This window comes from Rufibacter hautae, from assembly GCF_008271695.1.
GTDB lineage: Bacteria > Bacteroidota > Bacteroidia > Cytophagales > Hymenobacteraceae > Nibribacter > Nibribacter hautae.
Window position 1 is genome coordinate 574,206 of the sequence record NZ_VKKY01000003.1, and the last position, 26,227, is coordinate 600,432.

Below are 26,227 nucleotides of genomic sequence, written 5' to 3' on the forward strand. Positions count from 1 at the left end.
GTATTATTTTAATATAGTTATAAAGTTTACTAAGAACAAAACTAGAGAGTTTAACGGTGAAAGCCTGTATTTTCCACGTGAGAGTGGTTTTTTTGCCTACAATAATCTTTTGAGGCTGAGAAATTGACCAAAACAAAACATTCAAATAACATTAGAGTAAAGTTCGGATTTTGCCACTAATGGCAGATTTTGGAAAAAATGCGCGCTTTAGATTTTTGAAAACTGAAAAACCTTGTTTGTAAGCCTAGAATAGCTTAATATTAGGCAACGATAAAACCATTTATAACCTAACTACAACCTAACATGAAGAAAGTCTTACTTTTAGTTCTTTTTCTGTTCTCCGTGGTGCTTCAAGAAGCCGCGGCACAGAATAGGACTATTACAGGGAAAGTCACAGACGCAAGCACTGGCGAGGGAATGCCAGGTGTGACTGTCCAACTCAAAGGAAGCACTACCGCGGTGCCTACGGATGTTAATGGAAGTTATACCATTAGCGTGCCTGCAAGTGGTGGTACACTCGTCTTCACTTTCATTGGTTACACAAACCAGGAAGTGGCCATTGGGAACCAAACTTCTGTCAACGTAAGATTGGCTACTGATGCAGAACAATTGAAAGAAGTTGTGGTAACGGCTTTGGGAGCTGAAAGAACCAAGAACTCTTTGCCTTATGCTGCACAGCAGGTACAAGGTGAGGCGCTTACGGTTGCTCGTAACCCAAACGCGGTTAACTCCTTGGCTGGTAAAGTGGCCGGTTTGAACATCACGCAAAACAACACCATGGGTGGTTCTACCAACGTGGTAATGCGCGGTACCAAATCAATCACTGGTAACAACCAAGCTCTATTCGTGGTGGATGGCGTTCCGATCAGCAACGCGAACACTAACTCTGCTAACCAAAGAACCGGTCGTGGTGGTTATGACTACGGTAACGCTGCCGCTGACATCAACCCAGATGACATTGAATCAATGAGCGTGCTGAAAGGTGCTGCTGCAACTGCACTTTATGGCTCGCGTGCCGCTAACGGTGTGATCATGATCACTACCAAAAAAGGTAGAAGAGGCCTGGGTATCACTATGAACAATGGTGTGACCATGGGTTTTGTTGACAAAAGCACTGCTCCTAAATACCAGAAACAATATGGTGCTGGTTACGGTGCTTTCTACGGCCCAGATGAAGATGAATATTTCAATCAGCGTGACATGAACGGTGATGGTGTTCTGGACTTAGTTGTTCCTTTCACCGAAGATGCTTCTTACGGTGCCCCTTTTGATCCAAGCTTATTGGTGTACCAGTGGAACTCATTGGACCCAACTTCTCCTCAGTATCGTCAGGCAACTCCTTGGGTAGGTGCTAAAAACGATCCTAACTATTTCTTTGAAGATGCAGTGTCTGTGAACAACAGTGTTGTGTTAGATGGTGGCAACGATAACGGTAGCTTCAAACTGGGTTTCACCCGCAACGAAGACAAAGGTATCTTGCCAAACAGTAATCTTACCAAGAACATGATCAATTTTGCGGCTTCTTATAATGTGTCGCCTAAATTGACTACCAGCGCATCTGTTAACTTCTCTAAAGTAGATGGCTTAGGCCGTTACGGTACTGGCTATAGCTCTTTCAACCCAATGCAGCAGTTCAGACAGTGGTGGCAAACCAACGTTGACCTGAAAGAGCAGAAAGAAGCTTATTTCCGCAACAGACAGAACATTACCTGGAACACTCGTAGTGCAACTGACTTAAGACCAATCTATTCAGATAACCCTTACTGGGTACGTTATGAGAACTATGAGAATGATGAGCGTTACCGTTATTTCGGTAATGTATCTGCCACTTATAAGTTCGCTGATTGGTTTAACCTGATGGGTAGAGTTACTTTGGACTCTTATGATGAGATGCAGGAAGAAAGAAATGCCGTAGGTAGTACCGGTGTGGCTGCTTATTCTCGCTTCAACAGAACTGCCAGAGAGTTTAACTATGACCTGATCGCCAATTTCAACAAAATGGTAGCAGGCGGTGATGTTAGCTTATCTGGATTGATTGGTGCTAACATTCGTAGAAACTATGAAAGCTCCATCTTTGCTACAACTAACGGAGGTCTGGTAGTTCCAAGATTGTACTCTCTTTCTAACTCTGTCAGCCCAATCAACGCCCCAACTGAAAGTGAGCAAAGAACTGGTATGGATGGTATTTTTGCCAGTGCCACTGTTGGTTACAAAGAGACAGTGTTCTTTGATGTAACAGCTAGAAGAGATAAGGCTACTACGTTATTGGCTCCAAACAATGTGTTCTACTACCCATCAGTTGCAACCAGCTACGTTTTCTCTGAAACCTTAAAAGAAACTTTGCCTTGGTTAAGCTATGGTAAAGTGCGTTTGAACTATGCAGAAGTAGGTAACGATGCTCCTCCATTGTCTATCTATGACGTTTATGACAAACCAACTGCTTGGGGTTCTATTCCATTGTTCTCTGTAGTTGGCACCAAAAACAACCAAAACCTGAAACCAGAAAGAACCAAGAGTGTGGAAGCTGGTTTAGAGATGGCCTTCTTGCAAGGAAAATTCGGTTTTGACATGTCAGTTTACAAGACCAACACGGTAGACCAAATCTTACCAGTGAGCGTTTCTACAGCCACAGGTTACAACTCTACCTTCGTGAACTCTGGTAACGTGGAAAATAAAGGTATTGAAGTATCAGCCTTTGTTAACCCGGTGAAAAACGACGATTTCTCTTGGACCGTGAATGTAAACTGGTCTAAAAACAGAAACGAAGTAATCTCCTTGTATGAAGGTGTTCAAAACATCTCATTGGCTACCTACCAAGGTGGTATGTCTTCTAACGCTACCGTAGGTCGTCCGTTTGGTACCCTGCGCGGTGCTGGATTTGTTTACAAAGACGGCCAGAAAGTAGTAGATGAAGATGGACATTACATGCTTTCTTCAAACAAAGAAATAGGTGATCCTAATGCAAACTGGAGAGGTGGTGTCTCTAACACCTTAAATTACAAAGGTATTGGTTTATACTTCCTGGTTGACGTACGTCAAGGCGGAGATGTATTCTCTTTGGACAACTTCTACGGTTTTGGTACTGGTCTTTACGAAGAAACTACTCAGAACAATGATCTTGGAAACCCATCTCGTCTGCCAATTGCACAAGGTGGTGGAGTTATCCTGCCAGGTGTAAAAGAAGATGGTACGCCAAATGATAAGCGTGTAGAGAATGGCGAAGGTCTTTATGGCTATTACATGCCACAAGAAGCGCATGTTTATGATGCTAGCTTTGTGAAACTGAGAGAAGTTTCTTTGAGCTATTCTTTACCAGCTGCTTTGATGGCCAGATTGAAACCTTTCTCTGCCATTGATTTGTCTTTAGTGGGAAGAAACCTGTGGATCATCCACAAAAACCTGCCATATGCAGATCCGGAAGATGGTTTGAGCTCTGGTAACTTAGGACAAGGATATATTTCTGGTAGCTACCCAACTACCCGTAATATTGGATTTAACCTTAGATTCAAATTTTAATTAAGAACAATGAAGAGAATACTATATTTCTGCATTCCAGCTTTGCTATTCGCTACCTCGTGTGTAGATAGCTTAGATGATTATAACATCAACACGAAAGCCGCCACGCAAGTACCGGGTGCTACTTTGGTAACTAGTGCTGAGCGCAGCTTGGCTAACATCATCACCAGTTCCAGCGTGAATAACAACCCTTTCCGGTTTTATGCACAGTACTGGGCTGCTACTACCTATCCAGATGAAAGTCAATTTGTGATTGCCACCAGACAGGTAGACAGAAACTTCTGGGATCCTTTTTATCGGGACGTTCTGCGCGATTTGAAAGAGGCCAAAACCATCATCACGGCGAACAATCTTTTAGATCCGAAGATCAAAGCAAACCAGTTAGCTTCTATTGAAGTTCTAGAGGTGTATGCCTGGTCTGTATTAGTGAACACGTTTGGAGATGTTCCTTACTCAGAGGCCTTGGACATTAACCAGGTTTTACCTAAGTACGATGATGATGCTGCCATTTATGCTGATTTAACTGTTCGTTTGGACAAGGCAATTGGCATGTTTGACGCAACAGCTACTGGTTTAGGTACTGCTGATCTAATCTACAGTGGCAATGTGCCAAACTGGATTAAGTTTGCCAACTCCTTGAAATTGAGACTAGGCATGACGTTAGCAGACGTGGATCCTGCCAAAGCCAAGACAATGGTAGAAGCAGCCGCTCCTAACGTGATTATGTCTAACGCAGAAAGTGCAGATATCACTTACTTAGCTACTACTCCTAACACTAACCCTGTTTGGACAGACTTAGTACAAAGTGGTAGAGCTGACTTCGTGGGAGCAAACACGATCATTGATAGAATGAACACGCTGAATGACCCAAGAAGAAACGAGTACTTCAAACCATTGGAGAACGGAACTTTCAAAGGTGGTACGTACGGTGCGCCAAACTCTTACTCTGCGAACTCGGCTCCTGGTACTATCCTGGAGAGCCCTACCAACCCTGGTATGCTGTTGTCATACTCAGAAGTTGAGTTCTTGCTGGCTGAGGCAGTAGAAAGAGGATTTGCTGTTGGTGGAACCGCAATGGGCCACTATAACGCCGGTATCACTGCCTCTATCACAGAGTGGGGTGGTACTGAAACTGAAGCTGCTGCGTACATTCTTCAGCCAGGTGTTAACTACTTGACTGCCCCTGGAGATTACAAGCAGAAGATTGGTACCCAGAAATGGATTTCCCTGTACAGCAACCCTGTAGAAGGTTGGAAAGAGTGGAGAAGACTAGATGCTCCAAGCCTGGTAAAACCAGCATTGGGTATCAGTGAAATTCCGCTTCGGTTAACCTATCCAACAACAGAATTTAACAGCAACGGTGACAACGCCGAAGCCGCTTCTTCTGCCATTGGTGGTAATACCGTAACTTCAAAAATCTTCTGGGATAAATTCTAGTGAGATTTTAGGCCTAGTGCCTGCATAAAAAAAGCTCCCGCAGATTTCTGCGGGAGCTTTTTTTATGCAGTATGTCTACCTTTTAAGGATGCTTGTCGCTAAAGGCCCAAACTGTTTTAATCCAAAAGGGAGAGCGATGCTTTTGTGGCAGATCACCAAGTTGGACGTATCTTATTAAGATAAACAAATGACTTTGCAACCGAGCTATTCAAACCATTAGCTTACATCGTTTGCAAGTAAATCCATAAGGAGCGATGTAATACTGCAAAGGCAAGCTTTGGGCATGAAATCTAAAAAGGAGCCATTAAACGATTAAAACAAGTTAGTTTTAGAGACAAGGGCATTGAAGTAGGAAAAGATGATGCCTAATTTGTAAAGCACTTACCAGAGTAGGAGATACGATCCAATGCTCTTTATACATCAAATTATAGTTAAGATAAAGGCCTGCCTTCTTCGTGAGTCACGGTGGAAGGCAGGCCTTTATTCAAGTAGAAAGGCTGGTTCAAATTAGCACCTTACAATGTTAAGTGCTTAATGCACGTCAAATTGCAACCTGAGAAGGTTGGCGTAAATGCCATCCGGATTATTGGCCAGTACCTCATGCGAGCCTTCTTCCACAATCTGTCCCTTGTCAATCACTAGGATCTTGTCTACTTTCCTGATAGTGGCTAGGCGGTGCGCGATGATGATGGTAGTACGGTTCTTCATCAATTCATCCATGGCTTCCTGCACCAGCATCTCAGACTCAGAATCAAGGGAACTGGTGGCTTCATCCAGGATGAGGATAGCCGGGTCCTTGAGAATGGCGCGGGCAATGGCGATGCGTTGCCGCTGTCCTCCGGAGAGTTTGATGCCGCGCTCACCCACTACCGTATTGAATGCCTCAGGGAAAGACTGGATGAACTGCAAGGCATTGGCTTTCTGGGCCGCTACCAGTACCTCCTCATCCGTGGCATCTGGGCGGCCATAGGCAATGTTCTCCCTGATGGTTCCGCCAAAAAGCAATACCTCCTGCGGTACAATCCCAATGTTGCCGCGCAGGTCATGAAGATGCAGGTTGTTGATGTTCTGGCCGTCAATAGAGATGGTGCCCTGCTCTACTTTGTAGAATTTCATGAGCAACTGCGCAATGGTGGATTTTCCGGCGCCGCTGGAGCCCACCAAGGCAATCTTCTCCCCGGCCTTAATGTCAAAGTCAATGTTCTGCAGCACCGGCAGGTCTGGGCGGGTAGGGTAGGAGAAGCCTACATGGGTATAGCGTACGTTGCCGGTCAGTCTCACCGGCGCAGCTGCCGGAAGGCCTAAATCAGATTGCTCTACCGGCTGGTCCAGAATCTCCAGGATTCGGTCAGAAGCGCCAATAGACACCTGGATCTTAGCGTATAAATCACCCAACCCGGCCACCGAAGCCCCAATAAAGGTAGTATACAGGATAAAGGAAGTTAAGTCCCCAAAACTGAGTTCTCCTGCCCGCATCAGAGTGGCGCCGTACCAGATTACTAAGATTATGCCGCCAAAGAGCCCGATAATGATAAAGGAAATAAATGCGCCCCGGTAGAAAGAGGTAGTGATGGCCGTTTTCACCGATCGGCCTAAGGCTTGTTTGTAGCGGTTAATCTCAAACAGCTCATTGGTAAAAGCTTTCACTACCTGGATGGCTTGCAGCGTCTCCTCCACAATCACGTTGGTGATAGCGAGTTCGTCCTGGGTTTTGCGAGAAAGCTTTTTAAGCCGTTTTCCGAAAACCATGGCCAAAATGACCAGCACCGGGAATGTGGCCAGCATGAAGAGCGATAGCTTCACGGAGATGAACATGATAAACCCGATGCCCACCACCAGGGTCGTCACCTGGCGGAACAGCTCGGCCAAGGTAATGGAGAAGCCGTCCTGAATGTAACTCACGTCTGAGGTGATGCGGCTGGTGATTTCACCTACCCGGCGCTGCTCAAAGAACGTGATGGGCAAGCCCATGAACTGGCTGTAGAGGCTTTTGCGGACATCGGCGATGGCGTTTTCACTTACCTGGGCAAAGAAGTAAACCCGGAAGAAGGAGAAAATGCCTTGTAAGGCAATGATCCCGAAAAGTAGCAACGCGATGAAGTTAATGTCTTGGCCAATGGCAGTGGGTTTGCCTGCGGCCGCATCAAGGAGCATGCCTGTCACCGCCGGAAAAGCCATGAACGTAAGGCTGGAGAAAAGCAGAAACACCAGGCCCGTGTAGAACTTGGCTTTGTAGGGCACTAGAAATCTAAATATCTGAAGGCCACGCCGCAAACTCTCTTTGTTCAGCTTGGGTTTGCCCTCTGTCTCAAGTTCGGAAGCCGCTCCCGGCCCGAATCCTCGTTTTGCCATGTACTATGTAAGAGTTAAATTTAAATTGTGCCACCCAGAGGCAGCACCAGAATAGCTTCTGAGACTAACAAATCCGTTTTACGCCAGTTTTGAAGAAAGTAGGGCTAAAACAGGAACAAATCTGCTTAATCTTGGAAAGCAACCTGCAAAGTTAGCCAATCCTCCTGACTTCCGCAGCTTAATAAAACGGGAGCAAAGGCCTTTCTAAGCAGTTTTACGGGCAGATACCAGCCACAGCCCCAGAAACATGAGCAACCCGTTCAAGAGCAGCACCTCAAACCCGAACTGGTAGCCCCAGAACCACTCCTGCGAGTGAGCGCTGATGACATACGTAAGCACCGGCGACATTACGCCAATCACCGGCACCAGTCTGTCTTTCACGGTTCGCCGGGTCAGCAGCCCGAAACTGTACATGCCCAGCAAGGGGCCGTAGGTGTAGCCCACCAACGTGAAAAGCGTGGCGATGATGCTTTCATCATTGTACAGCCTGAAGAGCAGGATGACCACCATCAACAATCCCGAGAAACCTAGGTGCACCCAGTTTTTGTAGCGGATGCGCTGGGCCTCCGGCCGATGCTGGAAGTTCAGGAAATCCACGCAGAAAGCGGTTGTAAGCGAGGTGAGCGCCGAGTCTGCCGAGGCGTAGGTAATGGCTGTGATGCCCAAGATGAAAGCCACCCCGGCCACCGCCGGGAAATGGTGCAGCGCCAGTTCGGGGAAGACATCGTCTCCTTTGGTGGGCAGCAAAATTCCTTTCTGGGTAGCATAGAAATAAAGCAGGGCGCCCAGAATCAGGAACAAAAGGTTCACCACTAGCAGAATCACCGTGAACCAAAACATATTCTTCTGGGCCTCGGGCAGGTTGCGGCAGCTCAGGTTCTTCTGCATCATGTCCTGGTCCAGACCCGTCATGGCAATGGTGATAAACGCACCGGCTACCAACTGCTTCAGCAGGAAATTAGGTGCCTTGGCGTCCCAAACCCACACCTGGGCGTATTTGCTCTGACCAATAGCCTCGGCTATGCCCGAAAAGGAGAGGTGCAGTTCCTCAGAAACAACCCAAATGCAGATGCCCAGGCACAAAAGCATGGCCAGGGTCTGGAGGGTATCGGTCCAGATAATGGTTTTCATACCGCCCCTGAACGTGTACACCCAGATTAACCCGATGGTAATGCCCACCGTGCCCGCAAACGGAACCCCCAAAGGCCCAAACACCGCCAACTGCAAGACACCCGCCACCAGGTACAGCCGCAAAGCCGCACTTAGGGTGCGCGAGAGCAGAAAAAAGGCACTGCCGGTTTTGTATGACCAGAATCCCAGCCGCTGCTCCAGGTACGTGTAAATGGAAACCAACCGCAACCGGTAATACAGCGGCAGCAGCACTAATCCAATCACCAGGTACCCCAGCGCGTAGCCTAGCACCATCTGCAGGTACGTGAACCCCGATTTCTCCACCATGCCCGGGATGGACACAAACGTGATGCCCGAGAGCGTGGTCCCGATCATGCCAAACGCCACCACGTACCATGGCGAGGCCCGGTTGGCTAAAAAGAAGGCCGTTGTTGATTCTCCTTTTTTACTCGTGACAAAGGAAACCGCCAGCAAAAGGCAGAAATAAGCGACAATTATGCCGAGGATAAGCAGAGGAGACACTACAGAGAATTATAAATGAAGAATCAGCAAATAGAAAGCTGGCGCAAAAGTACACTGAAGAAAGCTGTTTCAGGTCCGCTTTAGGGAAAAGAGCCGCAAAACCCATTTCGGGAGAAACAAAAAGTCCCTGCGCTTTGGGCTTGTTTTCTAAAAAACAGGCCCAAAGCGCAGGGACTCACCAAAGGGAGGTTGTTAATAGGCTTGGGTCACATCCACAAACTCGCTTCTTTTCCGGGAGATGGAGTAAAGGCCCATGAAGGTGAGGAAACCGTTCAGAATCAACACCTCAAACCCGAACTCGTAGCCCCAGAACCAATCCACGGAGTTAAGACTGATGATGTAGGTTAAGATGGGCGCCAGCACACAGATCAAAGGTACCAGGTTGTCGCGCACAGGGCGGTTGGTGAACACGCCGAAGGAGTAAAGTCCCAGCAGAGGCCCATAAGTGTAGCCCGCCACTTTGAAAACCGCCTGCACCACGCTCTCGTCGTTCACAATCTTGAAGATGATGATGACAATGGCCATGATTACCGAGAAACCCAGGTGCGTCCAGTTCTTCAGCCTCACGCGCTCCGTCTCAGGCCGGTTCTTGAAGTCCAGGAAATCCACGCAGAAGGAGGTGGTCAACGCGGTCAGAGCCGAGTCTGCCGAGGCGTATGTGATGGCCGTGATGCCCAAAATGAACACAATGCCCATGAACGCCGAGAAGTAGTTCAAGGCCAGGAACGGGAACACGTTGTCGCCTTTCTCGGGCAGGCCAATGCCATTTGCTTCGCCATACAGGTACAACAAGGCGCCCAGGCTCAGGAACAGGATGTTCACAAACAGGATGATGATGGTGAAGGAGAACATGTTTTTCTGCGCCTCCTTCAGGTTTTTGCAGCTCAGGTTCTTCTGCATCATGTCCTGGTCCAGGCCCACCATCACAATAGAGATGAAAAACCCGGAGAAGAACTGCTTAAAGAAGTACTTGGGATCTTTCACATCCCAGAAAAACACTTGCGAGAACTTGCTCTCGCTGATGGTGTTCACCATGCCATCGAAAGAAAGGTTCAGGTCCTGCGAGATGGTGATAATGGTGATACCCACGCAGATGAGCATGGCCAGGGTCTGGAAAGTATCGGTCCAGATGATGGTTTTCATCCCGCCCCTGAACGTATACACCCAAATCAACCCGATGGTGATGATCACGGTCACCTCGAAGGGCACGCCCAGGTTATCGAACACAGCCAGTTGCAACACCCCCGTTACCAGATACAGGCGAAGGGCCGCGCCCAACGTTCTGGAAAGTAGGAAGAAACCGGCGCCCGTTTTATAGGACCAATACCCGAAACGTTGCTCCAGGTATGTGTAGATAGACACCAGGTTAAGCCGGTAATACAGAGGCATGAGCACCAGCGCCACCACAAAATACCCCAGCATGTTGCCCAGAATGAGCTGTAGGTAAGAAAACTGCGCCTTCTCCACCATGCCCGGTACCGAGATAAAAGTCACCCCGGAAAGCGAGGTCCCGATCATCCCGAACGCCACCACGTACCACGGCGACTGGCGGTTGGCCAAAAAGAAACTATCGGTGGACTCGCCTTTTTTACTTGTGAGAAACGAGATGAGGATTAGGATACAGAAATAGGCGGCAATGATACCCAGGATAAGCGTTGACGACATGTGCAGGGAGGTAGGGTTTTGTGCGTTTTAGTTTTTGGTGCAAAGGCAAATATAACCAAAAAAGAATAGGCCGTAATTGAAAGAACGAGCGCAAAATAGAAGCAGAAAGGCAAAAAGAAACCTTCCCCACTTGCATAGGGAAGGCTTTTATAGGAAATCTTAAAAACGGCTGGTTTTCTTAGAAGCCCCAGGGAGAGTTGAACCCGCCCGGATATCCGCCACCGTAGCCATAGCCATAACCAGTGTTGCCGCCGTTGCTGTAGCGCACCCCGCCCGATACCGTGAAGTTAGGCGCCACCTGGTACTGGGCTTGAAAATGGAAGCCTTGGTTAGGCAGTCGGCCGTACGTGAAAGGGTTGCTGTTGTTCCAGCGGTTCGCCGCCGAAGGGTTCAGGTCTTTCCAGACGCTGCCGCTGAGCAAGAGCCGGTCGGTCATGGCGTATGTACCGCCCACGTGTAACAAGTACTGGCGACTAGGGGTGGCCGTCATGAGGGTTGAAGTACCCTCGCCGGTAGCGGTTCTGAAGGTAGGTCCTCCCCAAGTCTGCAGCATGGTCAGGCTACTGAACACGTGGAACTTGGGTGAAACCTGGTACTGCAGCCGGGGCTCAACATAAGACACCGACCCAAAGTTGCTGAACGCCGCGCCCGCATTGAGGCCGTAGCTCACCCTAGGCACAAACGGAGCCGATGCTTTGAGCGAGTCAAGGGAAGTAGCGCCAGTAGTTACCTCCTGCGCCTGGCCCGGCAGAACGGCGGCCACCCAAACCAATAAGACTAAAAGTGTATGTGTGATTTTGTTTGACATCTTGGATATTGAATGAAAGCTACCGGAAAGCCGGAATGACTTAGGCCGTAGCTACTCTGCTAAGATAAAGGTATTTACCCCTCTAACGCAAGAACTCCCCTCAATAGTTTATCCTTTTCCGTTTTAGGCCCTCTTTACAGAATTCAGGGGTAAAACGGGTGCCCCCAGGTCAAGCTGTCATTATCGGCCGCCCACAAGATCCTTTCAGGATGACAAAAAGGGAGGTGTAGGATGGCAGGAGGCGGTTTGTATTATAAAGAATAAACCTCCTTTATAGAGTTTTTCATCTCTATAAAGGAGGCATAATGTGATAAGGTATCTACTTACTTTTCCTAGCTAACCAAGCTTCTCTTCGGGCTTTGGCTGCTTTGGAAACCGTCTGGTTTACTTTCTCCAGTGGTACCAGTTCCAGTTGAGGGTCTTGGGCCAGCGTAAGCGGCACGGTTTTCTTCGTGCCCTGCTGAATTACCTCCAGCTGCACCTGATCACCGGGTTTAAATTTGGTCAGAAGGCTGTCCAAGGTTTTCTCCGAGGTTAGTTTCTGGCCATTCAGGGTTAGAAGGACATCGTCGCGGTCCAGGCCTACTTTGTAGAGTGGGCTGTTGGCGAAGGTGCCCTGGGCAATGGTAGCCTGGTCGTTCTGGAACTTGAATCCTTCCCAACCCAGCACAGCATTGTTTGAAGCCTGCAAAGCCAAGCCCATTTCACGGGCCAGCGCCTCGTAAGGGATGGTCTCTTTGCCGTAAATGTGCCGTTTAAAGAAATTCTGGGCAAAAGCAGGGTCCTTGGTCAAGTCGCCGAGGGCGCGTTCCAGATCTGGCAGGGTGTAGGGCTTCTCGGGTTTGCCGTGGCGCTGCCAGAGCAGGCGCATGTAGTCATCCAGGCTCAGGTTCTTGAACTTGGTGCGCAGCGTGAAGTCCAAGCCCATGGCGATGGCGTTGCCGTAGGTGTAGTAGGAAATGTAGGTGTTGGTGCGGTTGGTAGGGTCCACAGAGCGCGAGGCGTCTACAAACGGCGCCTGCTGGCTCATCTCCACCGGCGAGAAATAATCTTTTCCCGGGGACACCTTCACCGCCGTGATAGGATAGGCGGCATTCTTGAGGTAATCGGCTTGCGGGGAAACCCCGGCCCGTTCCATGAGCAGCGTACCGTAATAGCTGGTGAAGCCTTCGGCCAGCCACAGTTCCCCGCTCATATTAGCATCCGCGAAGTTGAATGGCTCCAGAGTCTGAGGCCGGATGCGCTCCACGTTCCAGGCGTGGAAAAACTCATGCGACAAGGTGCTCAGGTTGGGGTTCATGCCAGTCTCCAGCGAACGTGAGCTGGTAATTACGGTGGAGTTGCGGTGCTCCATGCCATCGCCCGGGGTGCCGGGCAGGTAACAGGCGATAAAGGTGTACTCCCCGAAATCAAAGGCTGGTAACTCCCCAAACACCGCCTGCGCCTCGGCCACGATGCGCTTGGCGCGGTTGGTGTACTCGTCCAGTTGCTCCTGGGTGCCGTTGTGGTGCAGGCCTATCTTTATTTTCTGGGTGCGGTCTTTCTCTTTCACGGTCCACTCGCGCCACTGCAGGTTGGCCAGTTCGGTGGGGCTATCCATGAAGTACTGGAAGTCGGGGGCCGAGAAGGTGAGCGGCGCGGCTTCGGGCTTGAGTTGGGTAGCCGCGGTCCAGTTCTGACCGGCCGGTGGCGTGAACTTCACCTGAATAGGCGCTTTCTCCAGGCCGTTGGCGTACATGAACGTAGCCGGGGCGTTCAGGTGAGCGTGGGTGGTATTCACCCCTGCATAGGTACCATCTGGGTGGTCAGCGAAGAGGGTGTATTTCACGGTCACGGTGCCATCGTGGCCCGAGACGTTCCACTGGTGCAGGTTGGGGCGGTTCACTTGCAAGGATCGGCCCTGCCCATCGGTAGCCTGCACGTTGTACACGTTCTTGGCGAATTCATGCAAGGCGTAGCGCCCGGGAGAGGAGCGGGCCATGCGCACTTCCAGCACCGGCGCCGTCACGCCTTTGAAGGTGGCGGTAATGGTGGCTTCGCGGTGGGCCGCGTTTTCAAAAGAGACCTGGTAGTTGACGCTCTGTTGCGCCATCACGGGAGTAGCAAACGCCAGGGCCGCCGCGGCCAAGGCAGTGAAGAGGGTTTTCTTCATGGAGAAGGATGTTTCAACCCCCAAGATACACATCAAAGCCGGAATCTTCCAATTGGCTTCTATTTAGTTGCCTTCCGGAAAACCTGGGCGCAAATGAAGTTCTCGAAGAAGAACGCCTGACGATGGGGTTTATAGCCCAGTTTGGCGTAAAGCGCCTCAAACGGCGGCAGTTCCCTGGCCGGGATATCGCTGACGACCCTGAAGAAGCGGTACATGCCCCACAGCATCGGTTTTTGCCACAGTTTCTGGCCAGCGGATGTGCCCATCTGGAAATCGGTGTGGAGCCAGAGGCCGGCCGGCAGCAGGGCCTGGTCCAGCCGCTGCATCATGGTGAAGGCTATCTCAGAAGGGAAAAGGTCCAGCACAAAAGGCGTGAGCACCACATGGAACCTCTCCTCGGGCCGCAGATTCGCCTCGGTGCCCAGCCTGAACTCCACCTCGGCCTGGGCCGATGTTTGGGTCAGTCTTTTTTGGGCCTGCGCCATCATTTTGGCGGAGGGCTCCAGGAACAGCACGTGGCTGGGTTGGCTTTGACGCAGGAGTTCAGGCAGAATCCAACCAGAGCCGCCCCCCAGAACCAAAACCCGCGCACCTTCCGGAATTAAAGTAAGGAAGTGTGCCTGCGCCTGCTTTTGCGCTTTGCCATAGACCAACTGTGCCAGGGCGTCATACACCGGCGCAATGAAGTTGAAGTCTGGGGCGCGATTGGGCTGCATCTAAGAAAAGTAGCTGGTGCCGTTTTGGGGCTGTTTTCTCAAAAGTAACCTAGAAACTAGTTCCCGCTAACATAAAAGCAAGAAACCGGCGGAAGATTGTCCGACCGGTTTCTTGCTCCTGTATCGTTACTTAGCCATTTTTGAAGTAGAGTGGATTATGGCTTTTGAAGTTCCAACCAAAATCAGCAGGGCTAACCTGTTTTATAGCTAAGACAATTCCTTCCTGTTTTAGGCTTGGTTTTCTGAAATTGTCCCGAAAACAGTGGCGGCCAAATTATCTGCTCAGAGAGAGTTCGCGCTGAACCGATATGGATTAGAAGACACCTTATACGGCATGCTGATAGTGCCGGTCAACGGTATCGTTGAGTTTGTTGAAGATGAAATCCTGGGCTTGGTCACGCATTTTCTGGGCATCGCCTTTGAAAACCTGGCGGTATTCTTCCACTTTGTCTTTGAAGAGAATGGAGATGAAGGTAGTCCCGATGGGTTTTTCGGCGGTCTCGGAGCCGCCCTGCCCGAAGAGGCCGGTGACGGCGATGCAGACATCGGCTTTGAGGAGTTTGTAGAGACCCTGCACCATCTCGTTGGTGACCTGCTGGCTCTCGGCGGTGAAGAGTTTGAGGGTTTCGTTTTTCACGCCCAGCACCTTGATTTTGGCCTGTGCGCTATAGGTGACCATGCTGCCCAGAAAGACATCGGTGGTACCGGTGGCCTCGCTGAGCGCCGATGCCAGGCTGCCGCCGGTGCAGCTTTCGGCAAAAGCCAGGGAGAGGTCCTTGTCTTTCAGTTTCATGATGAGTTGGGTCAGTTCTTCTGGTTTCATACGGTTTCCTGTTTGGCCTATGAGGCATGATACTGTTTTTAGGGGCGTGGGTTGCCCAAAGGCTGCAGCCCAACATGGGCATGGCTGGTTACGTATTTGAAGAATCTTGTCGTTTAAGGCGCTGTTTTCTGAAAACAACCCCAAAACGGCCGTTGCCTTGACTTGAGACTATGAAAAAAAGATTTCGGAAATTTGTGGCCAGTACCGCGTTGTTCACCGTGGAGTTGGTAGTGATCTGGACGGTGTTCATTCTATGCTTGGTGGTTTTCTTCTGGCTGGCCAAGGAGGTGCTGCCGGGCCAGGAACTTAAATTTGACAGCAAGGCCTTTGCCTGGGCCGATGATCGGGCCTCGCCCAGCCTGACTGAGTTTATCAAAGGCATCACGTTTCTGGCGTCGCGTAACTTCATCTCAGGTGCAGGGCTCATGCTCATCGGGTATTTCCTGTTTGTGAAAAAGCACAAGTGGTACTCTGTGAAAGTGCCCGTGATTGCGGTGGGCAGTATCTCCCTGAACCTGATTCTCAAGTACCTGTTCAATAGACCAAGGCCGCTGGTGCCGCACCTGGTGGAGTCTTACGGACTCAGTTTCCCCAGCGGGCACGCCATGATCAGCGCCTCGTTTTACGGCTTGCTAATTTACCTGGTCTACAAGAGCGTGGAGGAAGCCGCCTGGCGCTTTCTGCTCATCACCCTGCTCGCCTTGCTGATCTTGTTTATCGGGTTTAGCCGGGTGTACCTGCACGTGCACTACGCCACCGATGTGCTAGCAGGGCTGGCCGCGGGCCTGGGTTGGGTCATTCTGGCGATCTTCCTGCTGAACCGCATGGAGAAATTCTCCAAGCGCAACCTAAACCCCGTGGTGAAAGGCGAAGGGCAGGTGGTGTCCTGAAAAATAAGTGCCTGAGCGCGTGGAGGAAATAAAAACTGGTGATGTTTTTGATCAAAAAAAGTAAGCACAGGTATTGCAGATAAAGAAAAAGTAGGTAGTTTTGTGCTCCCTAAAGCAATGAAGGGGCATTGATGCGCTGGTGGCGAAATTGGTAGACGCACTGTCTTCAGGTGGCAGCGCCTTCGGGTGTGGGAGTTCGACTCTCCCCCAGCGCACAAAAAGAAGAGCCTTGTAACTGAAAAGTTGCAAGGCTTTTTTGTTTTGGTGTGTGTGAAAGAGTGCGTAATAAAAAAAACGTGATTCTCACGAGAATCTAAAGAGTATACAACAAGGTTTTAACTCTAGGCAAGTTTCTCTATAAATTGCGCCTAATACATACTCAGTTACTCATCTAGTTAAAAGTATAATAAATAATAGATTCAAATGAAAATACGATTACTCTTTCTTGCAGTGCTTCTTCTTACCGGTTTGCAGTCCTTCGCCCAATATGTGGGGAAGGCAAAGGATTTTGCTGAGTTCACGAAGCGCCCTCTCTTAGTGGTGCTGCCTGAAATCAAGGATGGCTCAGACATAAAATCTGTCGTGAAAATGAAGGAGGTTATCAAGAGCAGTTTCAGCGGCTTCTGGACTCTCCAGAAGCAAATCTCCTTTCTGTCCCAGGCAGAGTTTAAGGCCATGAAGAAGAACAAGAAAAAGGAAGCCTTTGCCGTGGTTAGCTTCCCAACCGTGCATGTTGCAAAAGGCAGTTTCACGCCTAACGGCCCTAGGTCAATGGGCTCGCCAACCCAATTCAAATATGAAACCACTGCTAGTTTTGACGTGAACTTGATGCTTATGGGCCTTTCCGAGGATGCCCTCTCCAATGACTGGATCTATAGCCACCCCTTTGCCACTGATTACCCTACGGAGGGAAACATGGCCAGTACCCTGTTGCTGGCGCAAAACATAGTTGTGAAAGGTGCTAAGGAAAGCGAGGAAATCTCTTTCCCAAAGGAAGCCAAGGAGAACGCATCCAAACTGAAGAACCTGACTCTTTTGATTGATAAAGCAAAACTTGGAAGTAACGTCACAGAGCAGGAGATAAAGGCCGCCTATGGGTTACCTTTCAAGGTGGTGGAGACGAGCGTGGTAGATGATGCCATCCTCAACAAGACACCCGGATTCGCCTATGTCTATATGCTCCCTAATTCCGCGGGTGGGAAAAACCTCCAGTTGCAGTTGGTGCTGGATACCGATAAGAGTCAGGTGATTTCCGTTTCCATGCCCGCTACCTTCAGGGTAGGCAACATCAGAGGTAAGGAGATTAAAGAGGGAAACTTGAAGGATTATGTCAGCTATATAAAAAATTAGTAACAACAGGAATAGCAGAAAAGCCCCGGTCTCTCGAGGCTTTTTTGTTAACCGAAAACTACTACCAGGTTATCCCCACCTTCGGTTGGCATGATGCGCCTCTTTCTGGTAAGATCCCTTTGAAGCTGTAACCCCAATCTTCCGCCTGGGTCTAGAACGCCCGCTCCCCTAAGAATTTCACTGAATTCAATTTCTTCGTGGACCAGCGCTGGAAGGACCTGCTCTACCGCCTGTAATGCTTGTTCGTAGGTATGTGTCATGATATCTTTTAAGTGATTGATGATTACTGTTAAAAGATATGCCATCCTGTCTTCAGGTGGTTACCCATGAAGTGCTTTGTTCATGTTTTCGTTTCTATTGTATACCATCATCATTTATCTAACAACCGCTATCTTTGGGAAACTTCAAATAATCCCAATATTCAATTAAATGAAAAGATTACTACTCCCTCTACTGCTTTCCCTTGCAGTATTCTCCGGTTGCGGCGATGATGAAAAAGAAGATACCCCAACTCCTACCCCGGTAGTTGAAGAGAAGCCTAAGGTTGCGGATGTAGAGACCATCTCAGCTAAAGCAGAGGCAGATGGTAGCGTAACCTTATCGGGTAAGATCAACAAGTTCAAACCCACTGACTTGGATTACGGGTTCATCGCCGCAGAAGACAGTTTATTCAAAGTAATTCCGATTAAGTTGGTTCTCAAGCACGCGAAGCCCGAGTTAGGCCCATATACCATGACCATTCCGGCTGATAGCCGCCTATTTGTGAAAGGCAAAAAGTATTATTTCAAAGCAGCAGTGGAGATTGAGAAAAATCTGTACCAAGGCTATAACATGATGTCTTTTATTTTCTAAAGGATCTATAACCCTATATCAATTTCAAACTCAATGAGAAGACTTCTATCCTTATTGCTGGTATTCCTTGTGGTTTTCTCCGGCTGCTCTAGTGACGATGAAGCTGATGTACTAACCGTTGCTGAGGCAGAGGCCTTACTCCAGGGAAAGTGGTTGCTCACCAGCGGGTCTCAAGATACTTTTCTGGACAACGGGAGTTTCGTCAGGTCTGAGCAGTTGTCCTTAGAGGATCCAGAGTACCTGTCATTCAGCGGTGGCAATGTTCAGGTGGAAATCTTTGATAAAGAAGATTCCTCCAGGCGGTTGTATAACCTTTCAGAGGGGTTCGTAATTGCCTCCAATGCTGGCAAAATAACCCTTAGATTTAACCAAAATGATTATGAAGTGCTTGTCCTTTCCCAGGAACAGCTTCGGTTGCGCATTGAGTTTGACAATGGCGGGGAGTACCTACTTAAGAATTATAACTTCACAAAAACAAAATAGAGGCCTTATTCTGAGTTAACTTAAATGAGAATCCTTTTACCCGTCGTGGCCTCTTCCTAGTAAGTAACGTCAAAGCGTGCGTCCGTCACTTGCATTTACTTCAGCGGGTCACACCCATTCTCCACCCGAGAGGAGAGGGGGGCACTCAGGGAAGAGGAATACGGAATGGTAGCAGTCTTCCAGTATTTTTACGGGAGCCTGTGAGATGTAAAGGACTACATTCTGAATGATGCGAAACTTACCTTTTTCTTTGGTGAAAAAGGTAAGTTTCGGGATTCGGCCCTGTTTTTGGGGAAATACCCCAAAACTACTGTCTTCCTTTCTTGAAGGTTAAGATGGCTGCTAAGTCAAACGCCATTCCCACGGAGAAAGCCGTTGCAAATGCCGCTCTTGCGTTTTTGACTTTCTTGTCGCGTTCACTGGCCTTTTGATGGTAGACCAGCATGGCTTGCCTGTACTCGTTGCTTAATTGCTGATAGGCAATCGGGTCGCTGCTGGCCGCGGCCGCCAAGGCATAGCTGTATTCTAGCGTAGGATCATATGGTTTCTTGTATAAGCCCGGAGCCAGCATGTAATAACCTGCACTGGCGATATTCAAAGCCAGTCCCACCAACAAAAAACGGTCTGCTCTTTTGGTGTATACATACGGGTAGGTTTCCTCTTTTGAGGAAGGCAATGAAAGATTGATGGCCGTAGTGGTAGGGGGCTTTGTGGCTAGCGCCAAGGTTGTTTGGGCCATTCCTCCAAATGAAAGGGTGAGGGCAAACAAAACGAGTATAAATTTTCTCATAGGTCTTTGTTTCTTCTAAGATAGCAAACCTTTCACTAATAGTTTCTTTTCAGGGGTAGCAATTCTGGTCAAGTGATTCAATACCTGTCTTCATAAATCCATCGGGTCACTTAGGGATTTTGATGTTGAAAAAATGCAAGGCACTAGGGGATTGGTTTATTCTCAATATAGAAAAGCCGTTACTGTATTTGTAAGTTTTCCAGACTTATCTGGTCTAAGTAGGCGGTGAAATCAGGTTCCTCGGTGAGGGCGTTGATCTGCTCATTGCGGCCGCTGCGGCGAGAGTGATACACCTCGGCAAAGAAATTCTTGGTCCAGTAGAGCTGTACCTCAAAGTGGTCCTCAGAGCGGCTGGCCACGTAGCGGCCATGCGTCAACAGATAGTCGGCGCGGCCGGCGAAATCCAGGTAGAGAAAGCCCAACAGGTACAACATGCCTCATATACGCAGCCGGTGCTTCCCCTGGATTTTACTTGCCTGGCTTTCCAGAAGTCAGCATTAGGTGTATCTATCCTGGGGGGCTCTTGCGTACAACTGGGAAAAGACCTGACGTGCCTATGCAGGAAGAAGTGGAACAGAAAGGAAAGAAAGCGGGGGCGTTTCTGGCGGTGGTAACCCTGCAGATGGTGGTGGCCTGGCTGGTGTTTGCGGGCTGTGCCTTGTTGTTTTTCTGGATGGCCACCGTGGTGTTTGTGGAGCAGGAAAAAGCCCTGGACCAAGCCGCCTTCGCCTTTGCCGGTGACCTCACTGATCCCGAGACCACCGATGCCATGTACTTCATCACCTTTTTTGGGTCTAAGAACTTTCTCATCTTCGGGTCATTGGGGCTGGCGCTGCTTTTCCTGGTTTTCAAAAAGTGGCGCTTCTATTCCCTCAAGATCATCGCCATCTCAGCCACTACCACGCTGTTCAACCAGAGCATGAAGGTTTTCTTTGACCGGCCCCGGCCCGTTACCGCGTTTATGCAGGTGAACGGCAACAGTTTCCCCAGCGGACACGCCATGATTGGCGGGGCGTTCTGGGGTTTGCTCGTGTACCTGGTCTGGACCAATGTGCGGCAGGTCTGGCTTAAATGGCTTTTGAGCATCTTACTGGGTATCTGGATTCTGCTCATCGGGTTTAGCCGCGTGTACCTGAACGTGCACTACGCCTCAGATGTGCTGGCGGGCTGGGCGGCGGGCATTTTCTGGCTTATCATCGCTATTTTCCTGCTCAACAAACTGCAGCAAAGGTTTGGCCGGCGGGTAGACAAGGAAATGCAGCAGCCCTAACAGAAAAGCCTGATTTTAGCCTGTTTTCTGGAAACTAGCCCCTAAACCCGACAGCAAAGCGTGGTCTCTGGTGTATTTTCTCAATAAAAATGACAAATTTACGCCTGCAAACGACATCCCATACGTACAGACCCGTCTGTTAAACCAGCATCATATGATTATTACGCCCAGAGTACGTGGCTTTATCTGCCTCACCGCCCATCCCCAAGGATGCGAGCAGAATGTAGTGAACCAGATTAACTATGTGAAATCCAAGGGTTCTGTGGAAGGCCCTAAGAAAGTTTTGGTCATTGGTGCCTCCACCGGTTTCGGGTTGGCCTCCAGAATCACCAGCGCCTTCGGGGCCAATGCGGCTACCATCGGGGTTTATTTTGAGAAGCCTTCGGCCGAGGGGAAACCAGGCTCACCAGGCTGGTACAACACTGCCGCCTTTGAGAAACACGCGCATGAAGCCGGCCTGTACGCCAAAAGCATCAACGGCGATGCCTTCTCTGACGAGATCAAACAGAAAACGCTGGACCTCATCAAAACCGATTTGGGACAGGTAGACCTGGTGATCTACAGCCTGGCCTCACCGCGCCGGGTGCACCCTAAAACCGGCGTTGTCCACAACTCCGTGCTCAAGCCCATCGGGCAGACGTTCTCCAACAAAACCGTTGATTTCCATACCGGCAACGTGTCTGAGGTGAGCATCACGCCGGCTTCTGAGGAGGACATTGAAAACACCGTGGCCGTGATGGGCGGCGAGGACTGGGCCATGTGGATGGATGCCCTGAAAGCCGCCGATCTGCTGGCACCGGGCGCCACCACCGTGGCGTACTCGTACATCGGGCCGGGTTTAACCGAAGCCGTGTACCGCAAAGGCACCATCGGGCGGGCCAAAGACCACCTGGAGGCCACCGCCTTCACCATCACCGATTCCCTGAAAGACCTGAACGGAAAAGCCTATGTGTCTGTGAACAAGGCCCTGGTGACGCAAGCCAGCTCGGCCATTCCGGTGATTCCGCTGTATATTTCCTTGCTCTACAAAGTGATGAAAGCCAAAGGCATCCACGAGGGGACCATTGAGCAGATCCAGCGCCTGTTCCAGGAAAGACTCTTCGCCGGGGCAGACGTGCCGGTAGACGAGAAAGGCAGAATCCGGATTGATGACTGGGAGATGCGCGAGGACGTGCAGGCCGAAGTTGCTGCCCTCTGGGAGCAAGCCACCACCGAAACCCTTCCCGAAATTGGAGACCTCCAAGGCTACCGCACCGATTTCTTCAACCTGTTCGGGTTTGAAGTGGAAGGCGTGGAATACGGCACCGATGTCAACGAAGTAGTGGAAGTGCCTGGCCTGGTATAAGCCTCACCACAGGTATTTATAAGTAGCAGCCTACGTAGCTTTACTGATCTTTCCTCAAAAAAGGACCTTGCAAAAGACATGGAAGACCTCAACTGATGAGTCATTCCAATCTATTTGCAAGGTCCTTTTTGATTTCTAGGCTTAAAGCAGCGGATTGGTTTCCAGCCAACTAAGACTTTAGATGGGCCAACTGCTCCTCGTACAAACGCAGGTTTTCAGGGTCAAAGACAACAAATGTTACTTGCTCCGGTACGTCATGTTGCGCCAGATAATGGAGGACTGTCTGCACGGCCACGGCCGCGGCTTTGTCTTTGGGATAACCATATATGCCCGTGCTGATATTGGGGAAAGCGATGGTTTTAAGGCCATGTTCCTGGGCTAGTGCCAAACAGTTGCGGTAGCAGTTGGCCAGTAAGGCGGGTTCATTTTTGTGACCTCCGTTCCAGACCGGCCCTACCGTGTGGATGACGTACTGGGCTGGTAACCTGCCGCCTGTGGTAATCACCGCCTCGCCGGTTTTGCAGCCGCCCTGGCGGGCCACAATCTTTCGGCAATTTTCCAGAATGGCGGGTCCGCCCGCCCGGTGAATGGCCCCGTCTACGCCACCGCCGCCCAGCAGACTTGAATTAGCCGCATTCACAATGGCATCAGCCTTTACTTTGGTAATGTCTCCTTGCAAAAGTTGGATGCGGTGGGCGGTAGAATCTGGCATACGGTTTTATGGCTGTTTTTAGAAAATCGGGTTGAAATGATGCGTGGGAGCGGCTCTGAAAGAGAAACCTTTGAAACAAATCTGCAAGCGTCAACCCACCCCTGCCCCTCCGAGGAGGGGATTTTGCAAACCCGTCCAAAGATCTACTTTATTCCGAAATTCTATCTTCTCTTAGTTTTTACTTTACCTGATATTCCCCTTCTCGTAGGGGTAGGGGTGGGTTGACGATTTTAGAGTATTCAATCCTCCACTTCCTTCAGCATTTGATCTGCACCCGAAGGGCTTTGAGGCCGCTTACGCCTTGCAGGTCTTCCACCTCCAGTTGCTCCACCTCCTCGGTTAAGACGCCTTTGTTCTGCAGATATTCAATGTACTCAAGGTACTCGTTGGCCTCGCGGGCCTGGGAGTAGACAATCGCGATCTTGCCGGGTTGGGTGAGGCGTTCGTCGGTGTCCCGCACCAGGGCTTTGTCAATGCGTTTCTTCACTATCTCGTAGCGGATGTTGTAGGCGCCGTCCACATCAAACTTGCGCTCGTCTTGCCGGAACCTGATGGCCAGCGGCTGGCTGTGGATGAGAATCAGTTGGGTGGTTTCCAGGGGCACTTTCAGTTTGGGTTTGAGGGCCTGCGTGCGGCGGGCCACCTCGCAGATCACCATCAACTGCCAGAGCCGCAGGTTCCGGAGGAACATGATGTCAAAGGGCATGTTTTCCACCAGAGACTGGCCCACGTAGATGTTTAGCTCCACGCCATCGGTGACAAACCGTTCAAAATAATGCGGGTACATTTCCTGGGCGTTGAGTTCTTCCTGCTCCACGTACTCAGAGATGGTCTCGTTGATGAGGGTAAGGCTTTCCTCAAAGGCTTTCCGGCGTTTGTACAGGATTCCCAGGTTGGGGTCCATGGCCTCGCGGTAAGTGTTGATGGTTTCCACCAGTTCTGGGTTGGTGGCCTCCAGAAACTGGAACATGGGTTCCACCTGGGTGCGCAGGGTCTCAAAAATGGTGATACCGTCCTGCACCAACACGCCCTTCCTAAGCTGGCGCAGGTGCTTAGAGACCGAGAACCGGAGTTCGTCCAGGATAGGCAATGCATGTACCTCTACGGCTTTCCTCAGCACATTCTCGGCCAGTTCCAAGTGCTCTACCAGGTCGCCTAAGATGGCGGTGTTACGCTCGGTGCTGGAACTGCGTATGTCGGCCACGGCGTAAAGCGGGTACACATCAGGGAAAATGATGGCCTCCATCTCGGGGCTGGGCGCGATGGGCGAGGCATTGATCTTGTCCAACATGTTCATGGCCGCTTCCCTAAAACGCCACTCCAGCACCGGGTGGATGGCGGTGAATTTCTCCCGGATCACCGACTGCACGCGAGCCTCAATCTCCTCTGAGTTGCGGTTCACAGCCACCGAGAACAAGGGCAGAAACTGCTCTACCTTGGAAATGGAGAAGTTGTCCAGATCGCCTGGTTGGGGCGAGCCCAGTTCTAAAATACCGATGGGGTCATCGCCGTAGCGGAGCAAGGCCAGCACAATGTTTTTGATGCCCATGTTCAGCATCTCCTCGCGCACCCCGCTGGGGAGCTGGTTTGAGTTTTCTACGTTCTTGATCACCAATGGCGCCCCGTCTCGCACCAGTTCGTCATAAATGGCCTTAAAACCCGCGTAACTGGAGCTGGTGATCTCGCTCTGGAGCAGGAAACTGTGGTTGATCTTGTTCCCGAAGTTGACGAATGCGCTCTTGTTTTTGTGGAACGCCGCCACGCCCAACTGCAGGTGCGGCCGCTTAAATAGAACCCTTATTTTTTCCTGCAATTGCTCAAACCGGTCGGGGGCCAGCATCACATCGCGCTCCAGCAGATCGTTCTTGAGCGAGGACAATACTTCCTGGTCCGTGACGTCGCGCAGGCTCATGATGTAGAACCCGCTGATCTCAAAGTTCTGCGGCGGCAACAGCTCCATCCAGATGTCCATGTCCCGGATGTTGTCCAGCATGGTCTGGATGTCTTCCTCGCTGAGGTCGGGCAGAGTCTGGGTGGGCGTGATGTCCAGAAACTGGGTGTTCAGCACCACGTTGTAGTGGCGGTAAAGCCCCAGTTGGTAATCTGGCACGGTATAGATCAGGAACTCCTCGTGCGGCACCTGCACCTGGTAGAATTTCTCCAGAATGAGCAGGTACACCATGCGCACCCGGTTAAAGAGCATGCGTTGGTCGTCTATGTTGAGCGGCCGCTTGAGGTGGTTATGGTCATTGAGGATGATCTGCTTGAAGGGCTTGGTGAAATAGAAGCTGGCATCATAGCGCGGGCTTACCGCGCCGCTGGCCTCAGACTCATGGGTGGCCGGCGGAAAAATGGCCGTCATGAGCAACTCTATGAGGCAATGGTGCTCATCGTCCAGCGCGGTTACATCCGTGATGGGGTCCAACAGTTCTGGTACCTCCTGCAGTTGCCGGTTTACTTCTTGGGCGCTCAGCGTGAAGCTGCTCTTACAGTCATCCTGAAACTGTTGCCAGTAAGATATAATGGGCTTTAGGCTTAAACTAGCCTTGAACGGAAACGAAGAGACACTTATCTGAAAATCGTTGGATTGCATACAGGGCTTTTAACGGAAAAACAGGGGGCCAGATACATAAAAAGGCTCTCATTATGTGGGCGGCCGTTTTCTGGCAAAAACAAACCCCGGCAAAGGGAAGAAAGAAGACTTCAGAGGGACCCACGTCTGGGTTGTGCGCGGAAAGAGAGCCTGAAGTCAGTTGCGTTTACGGGCTGAAATCCTGGAAATGGCCCTAAAACAAAGAAGCCCACCAAAGGCAGGCTTCCTGGCATGAAAAGGGAAAGGAAATTACATGGTGGGCAGGACCACGGTATCAATCACGTGGGTTACGCCGTTGCTGGACATCACATTTGGGGTAGAGATGCGTGCACCGTTGATCATCACATCGTTGCCTTTCTTAGACACGGTTAAGGTTTCGCCCTGCACGGTGGTCAGCTTCTGGCCGTCTTTCAGGTCTTTGGCCTGCAGTCTGCCGGGGACCACGTGGTAGGTCAGCACCGAGGTGAGTTTGGCTTTGTTTTCTGGCTGAAGCAGCGTCTCCACGGTACCGGCCGGAAGTTTGGCAAAGGCAGCGTTGGTTGGGGCAAACACCGTGAAAGGACCTGCGCCCATGAGGGTCTCCGCTAAGCCGGCGGCTTTCACAGCGGCCACCAGGGTGGTGTGGTCACTGGAGCCCAGCGCATTGGCCACAATATTTTTGGAAGGTACCATAAGGGCACCCCCTACCATCACGCCTTTTTCCTTGGCGTTGGCAGAAGCGGTCTGGGCAGAAGCGTTAAAAGTGGTCAGGGCCATAGCGCCTGCCACGGCGAACAGATAAAATAACTTTTTCATTAGATCTTGTTTGGATTGGTTAGGT

Annotated in this window: 21 protein-coding genes and 1 tRNA gene; 9 read left to right on the forward strand and 13 right to left on the reverse strand. The window is 50.3% G+C overall.

From position 1 onward, the window contains the following. Positions 1-303: 303 nt before the first annotated feature. Both FOA19_RS18835 and FOA19_RS18840 read left to right on the forward strand, forming a co-directional pair. Positions 304-3,516, forward strand: a complete 3,213-nt coding sequence (locus tag FOA19_RS18835) for a SusC/RagA family TonB-linked outer membrane protein (protein ID WP_149092390.1) — start codon at positions 304-306, stop codon at positions 3,514-3,516. Positions 3,517-3,525: 9 nt separating this feature from the next. Beyond that, positions 3,526-4,953 (forward strand): SusD/RagB family nutrient-binding outer membrane lipoprotein, encoded by a 1,428-nt coding sequence (locus FOA19_RS18840; protein WP_149092391.1) that lies wholly within the window; start codon positions 3,526-3,528, stop codon positions 4,951-4,953. A gap of 531 nt (positions 4,954-5,484) precedes the next feature. Here the strand turns inward: FOA19_RS18840 and FOA19_RS18845 are convergent. The 7 genes from FOA19_RS18845 to FOA19_RS18875 form a co-directional block, all read right to left on the reverse strand. Further along, complete coding sequence (locus FOA19_RS18845) at positions 5,485-7,305, reverse strand: ABC transporter ATP-binding protein (protein ID WP_149092392.1); 1,821 nt, start codon at positions 7,303-7,305, stop codon at positions 5,485-5,487. A 204-nt stretch (positions 7,306-7,509) separates the two neighbouring features. Next, positions 7,510-8,958 carry a sodium:solute symporter gene (locus tag FOA19_RS18850; protein WP_149092393.1) on the reverse strand — a complete coding sequence of 483 codons (1,449 nt, stop codon included), beginning with the start codon at positions 8,956-8,958 and terminating at the stop codon, positions 7,510-7,512. 192 nt (positions 8,959-9,150) lie between these two features. After that, a complete protein-coding gene (locus FOA19_RS18855) occupies positions 9,151-10,623 on the reverse strand; it encodes a sodium:solute symporter (RefSeq protein ID WP_149092394.1) in 1,473 nt (490 codons plus the stop codon). Positions 10,624-10,801: 178 nt separating this feature from the next. Further along, a complete protein-coding gene (locus FOA19_RS18860; RefSeq protein WP_149092395.1) occupies positions 10,802-11,431 on the reverse strand; it encodes a hypothetical protein in 630 nt (209 codons plus the stop codon). Between the two features lie 319 nt (positions 11,432-11,750). Further along, positions 11,751-13,583 (reverse strand): M61 family metallopeptidase, encoded by a 1,833-nt coding sequence (locus FOA19_RS18865; protein WP_149092396.1) that lies wholly within the window; start codon positions 13,581-13,583, stop codon positions 11,751-11,753. 59 nt (positions 13,584-13,642) lie between these two features. Continuing rightward, positions 13,643-14,299 carry a class I SAM-dependent methyltransferase gene (locus tag FOA19_RS18870; RefSeq protein WP_149092397.1) on the reverse strand — a complete coding sequence of 219 codons (657 nt, stop codon included), beginning with the start codon at positions 14,297-14,299 and terminating at the stop codon, positions 13,643-13,645. A 325-nt stretch (positions 14,300-14,624) separates the two neighbouring features. Further along, positions 14,625-15,122, reverse strand: coding sequence for a CinA family protein (locus FOA19_RS18875; protein WP_149092398.1), 498 nt, complete (start codon positions 15,120-15,122; stop codon positions 14,625-14,627). Between the two features lie 170 nt (positions 15,123-15,292). Here FOA19_RS18875 and FOA19_RS18880 point away from each other — a divergent pair, with 170 nt between their 5' ends. The 3 genes from FOA19_RS18880 (at position 15,293) to FOA19_RS18890 (ending at position 17,362) form a co-directional block, all read left to right on the forward strand. Next, the gene (locus FOA19_RS18880) at positions 15,293-16,012 is read left to right on the forward strand and encodes a phosphatase PAP2 family protein (RefSeq protein WP_149092399.1); all 720 of its coding nucleotides are present in this window, start codon (positions 15,293-15,295) and stop codon (positions 16,010-16,012) included. A 133-nt stretch (positions 16,013-16,145) separates the two neighbouring features. Then, positions 16,146-16,227: transfer RNA gene (locus FOA19_RS18885), tRNA-Leu, on the forward strand. 208 nt (positions 16,228-16,435) lie between these two features. Next, positions 16,436-17,362 (forward strand): hypothetical protein, encoded by a 927-nt coding sequence (locus FOA19_RS18890; RefSeq protein WP_149092400.1) that lies wholly within the window; start codon positions 16,436-16,438, stop codon positions 17,360-17,362. 47 nt (positions 17,363-17,409) lie between these two features. Here the strand turns inward: FOA19_RS18890 and FOA19_RS18895 are convergent, their stop codons facing one another. Beyond that, entirely contained in the window at positions 17,410-17,667 is a 258-nt protein-coding gene (locus FOA19_RS18895; protein WP_149092401.1) for a hypothetical protein, read from the reverse strand. A gap of 124 nt (positions 17,668-17,791) precedes the next feature. Here FOA19_RS18895 and FOA19_RS18900 point away from each other — a divergent pair, with 124 nt between their 5' ends. Together FOA19_RS18900 and FOA19_RS18905 are read left to right on the forward strand one after the other, a co-directional pair. Next, positions 17,792-18,214: a hypothetical protein gene (locus tag FOA19_RS18900; RefSeq protein ID WP_149092402.1), complete on the forward strand. Its 423-nt coding sequence runs from the start codon at positions 17,792-17,794 to the stop codon at positions 18,212-18,214. A gap of 33 nt (positions 18,215-18,247) precedes the next feature. After that, positions 18,248-18,697 (forward strand): hypothetical protein, encoded by a 450-nt coding sequence (locus FOA19_RS18905; RefSeq protein ID WP_149092403.1) that lies wholly within the window; start codon positions 18,248-18,250, stop codon positions 18,695-18,697. A 307-nt stretch (positions 18,698-19,004) separates the two neighbouring features. Here FOA19_RS18905 and FOA19_RS18910 read toward each other — a convergent pair whose 3' ends face one another. After that, positions 19,005-19,487, reverse strand: coding sequence for a hypothetical protein (locus FOA19_RS18910; RefSeq protein ID WP_149092404.1), 483 nt, complete (start codon positions 19,485-19,487; stop codon positions 19,005-19,007). Between the two features lie 179 nt (positions 19,488-19,666). After that, positions 19,667-19,921, reverse strand: coding sequence for a hypothetical protein (locus FOA19_RS18915; RefSeq protein WP_149092405.1), 255 nt, complete (start codon positions 19,919-19,921; stop codon positions 19,667-19,669). A 122-nt stretch (positions 19,922-20,043) separates the two neighbouring features. On the opposite strand from FOA19_RS18915, the gene FOA19_RS18920 reads away from it, so the two are divergent. After that, a complete protein-coding gene (locus FOA19_RS18920; RefSeq protein ID WP_149092406.1) occupies positions 20,044-20,757 on the forward strand; it encodes a phosphatase PAP2 family protein in 714 nt (237 codons plus the stop codon). Between the two features lie 154 nt (positions 20,758-20,911). After that, positions 20,912-22,102: an enoyl-ACP reductase FabV gene (gene fabV / locus FOA19_RS18925; RefSeq protein ID WP_149092407.1), complete on the forward strand. Its 1,191-nt coding sequence runs from the start codon at positions 20,912-20,914 to the stop codon at positions 22,100-22,102. Between the two features lie 169 nt (positions 22,103-22,271). On the opposite strand, the gene FOA19_RS18930 is transcribed toward fabV, so the two are convergent. From FOA19_RS18930 to FOA19_RS18940, 3 genes are all read right to left on the reverse strand, one after another. Further along, the gene (locus tag FOA19_RS18930; RefSeq protein WP_149092408.1) at positions 22,272-22,814 is read right to left on the reverse strand and encodes an O-acetyl-ADP-ribose deacetylase; all 543 of its coding nucleotides are present in this window, start codon (positions 22,812-22,814) and stop codon (positions 22,272-22,274) included. 256 nt (positions 22,815-23,070) lie between these two features. Next, on the reverse strand, positions 23,071-25,407 hold the full coding sequence (locus FOA19_RS18935) for a GAF domain-containing protein (protein ID WP_149092409.1): 2,337 nt from the start codon (positions 25,405-25,407) through the stop codon (positions 23,071-23,073). A 249-nt stretch (positions 25,408-25,656) separates the two neighbouring features. Then, on the reverse strand, positions 25,657-26,202 hold the full coding sequence (locus FOA19_RS18940) for a fasciclin domain-containing protein (RefSeq protein WP_149092410.1): 546 nt from the start codon (positions 26,200-26,202) through the stop codon (positions 25,657-25,659). Positions 26,203-26,227: the final 25 nt, after the last annotated feature.

What these genes read in the sequence shown, in the direction of transcription:
- FOA19_RS18835 (WP_149092390.1), top strand. Translation starts at nt 304, where the DNA reads ATGAAGAAAGTCTTACTTTTAGTTCTTTTTCTGTTCTCCGTGGTGCTT.
- FOA19_RS18840 (WP_149092391.1), top strand. Translation starts at nt 3,526, where the DNA reads ATGAAGAGAATACTATATTTCTGCATTCCAGCTTTGCTATTCGCTACC.
- FOA19_RS18845 (WP_149092392.1), bottom strand. Translation starts at nt 7,305, where the DNA reads ATGGCAAAACGAGGATTCGGGCCGGGAGCGGCTTCCGAACTTGAGACA.
- FOA19_RS18855 (WP_149092394.1), bottom strand. Translation starts at nt 10,623, where the DNA reads ATGTCGTCAACGCTTATCCTGGGTATCATTGCCGCCTATTTCTGTATC.
- FOA19_RS18860 (WP_149092395.1), bottom strand. Translation starts at nt 11,431, where the DNA reads ATGTCAAACAAAATCACACATACACTTTTAGTCTTATTGGTTTGGGTG.
- FOA19_RS18865 (WP_149092396.1), bottom strand. Translation starts at nt 13,583, where the DNA reads ATGAAGAAAACCCTCTTCACTGCCTTGGCCGCGGCGGCCCTGGCGTTT.
- FOA19_RS18870 (WP_149092397.1), bottom strand. Translation starts at nt 14,299, where the DNA reads ATGCAGCCCAATCGCGCCCCAGACTTCAACTTCATTGCGCCGGTGTAT.
- FOA19_RS18875 (WP_149092398.1), bottom strand. Translation starts at nt 15,122, where the DNA reads ATGAAACCAGAAGAACTGACCCAACTCATCATGAAACTGAAAGACAAG.
- FOA19_RS18880 (WP_149092399.1), top strand. Translation starts at nt 15,293, where the DNA reads ATGAAAAAAAGATTTCGGAAATTTGTGGCCAGTACCGCGTTGTTCACC.
- FOA19_RS18890 (WP_149092400.1), top strand. Translation starts at nt 16,436, where the DNA reads ATGAAAATACGATTACTCTTTCTTGCAGTGCTTCTTCTTACCGGTTTG.
- FOA19_RS18895 (WP_149092401.1), bottom strand. Translation starts at nt 17,667, where the DNA reads ATGGCATATCTTTTAACAGTAATCATCAATCACTTAAAAGATATCATG.
- FOA19_RS18900 (WP_149092402.1), top strand. Translation starts at nt 17,792, where the DNA reads ATGAAAAGATTACTACTCCCTCTACTGCTTTCCCTTGCAGTATTCTCC.
- FOA19_RS18905 (WP_149092403.1), top strand. Translation starts at nt 18,248, where the DNA reads ATGAGAAGACTTCTATCCTTATTGCTGGTATTCCTTGTGGTTTTCTCC.
- FOA19_RS18910 (WP_149092404.1), bottom strand. Translation starts at nt 19,487, where the DNA reads ATGAGAAAATTTATACTCGTTTTGTTTGCCCTCACCCTTTCATTTGGA.
- FOA19_RS18915 (WP_149092405.1), bottom strand. Translation starts at nt 19,921, where the DNA reads ATGTTGTACCTGTTGGGCTTTCTCTACCTGGATTTCGCCGGCCGCGCC.
- FOA19_RS18920 (WP_149092406.1), top strand. Translation starts at nt 20,044, where the DNA reads ATGCAGGAAGAAGTGGAACAGAAAGGAAAGAAAGCGGGGGCGTTTCTG.
- fabV (WP_149092407.1), top strand. Translation starts at nt 20,912, where the DNA reads ATGATTATTACGCCCAGAGTACGTGGCTTTATCTGCCTCACCGCCCAT.
- FOA19_RS18930 (WP_149092408.1), bottom strand. Translation starts at nt 22,814, where the DNA reads ATGCCAGATTCTACCGCCCACCGCATCCAACTTTTGCAAGGAGACATT.
- FOA19_RS18935 (WP_149092409.1), bottom strand. Translation starts at nt 25,407, where the DNA reads ATGCAATCCAACGATTTTCAGATAAGTGTCTCTTCGTTTCCGTTCAAG.
- FOA19_RS18940 (WP_149092410.1), bottom strand. Translation starts at nt 26,202, where the DNA reads ATGAAAAAGTTATTTTATCTGTTCGCCGTGGCAGGCGCTATGGCCCTG.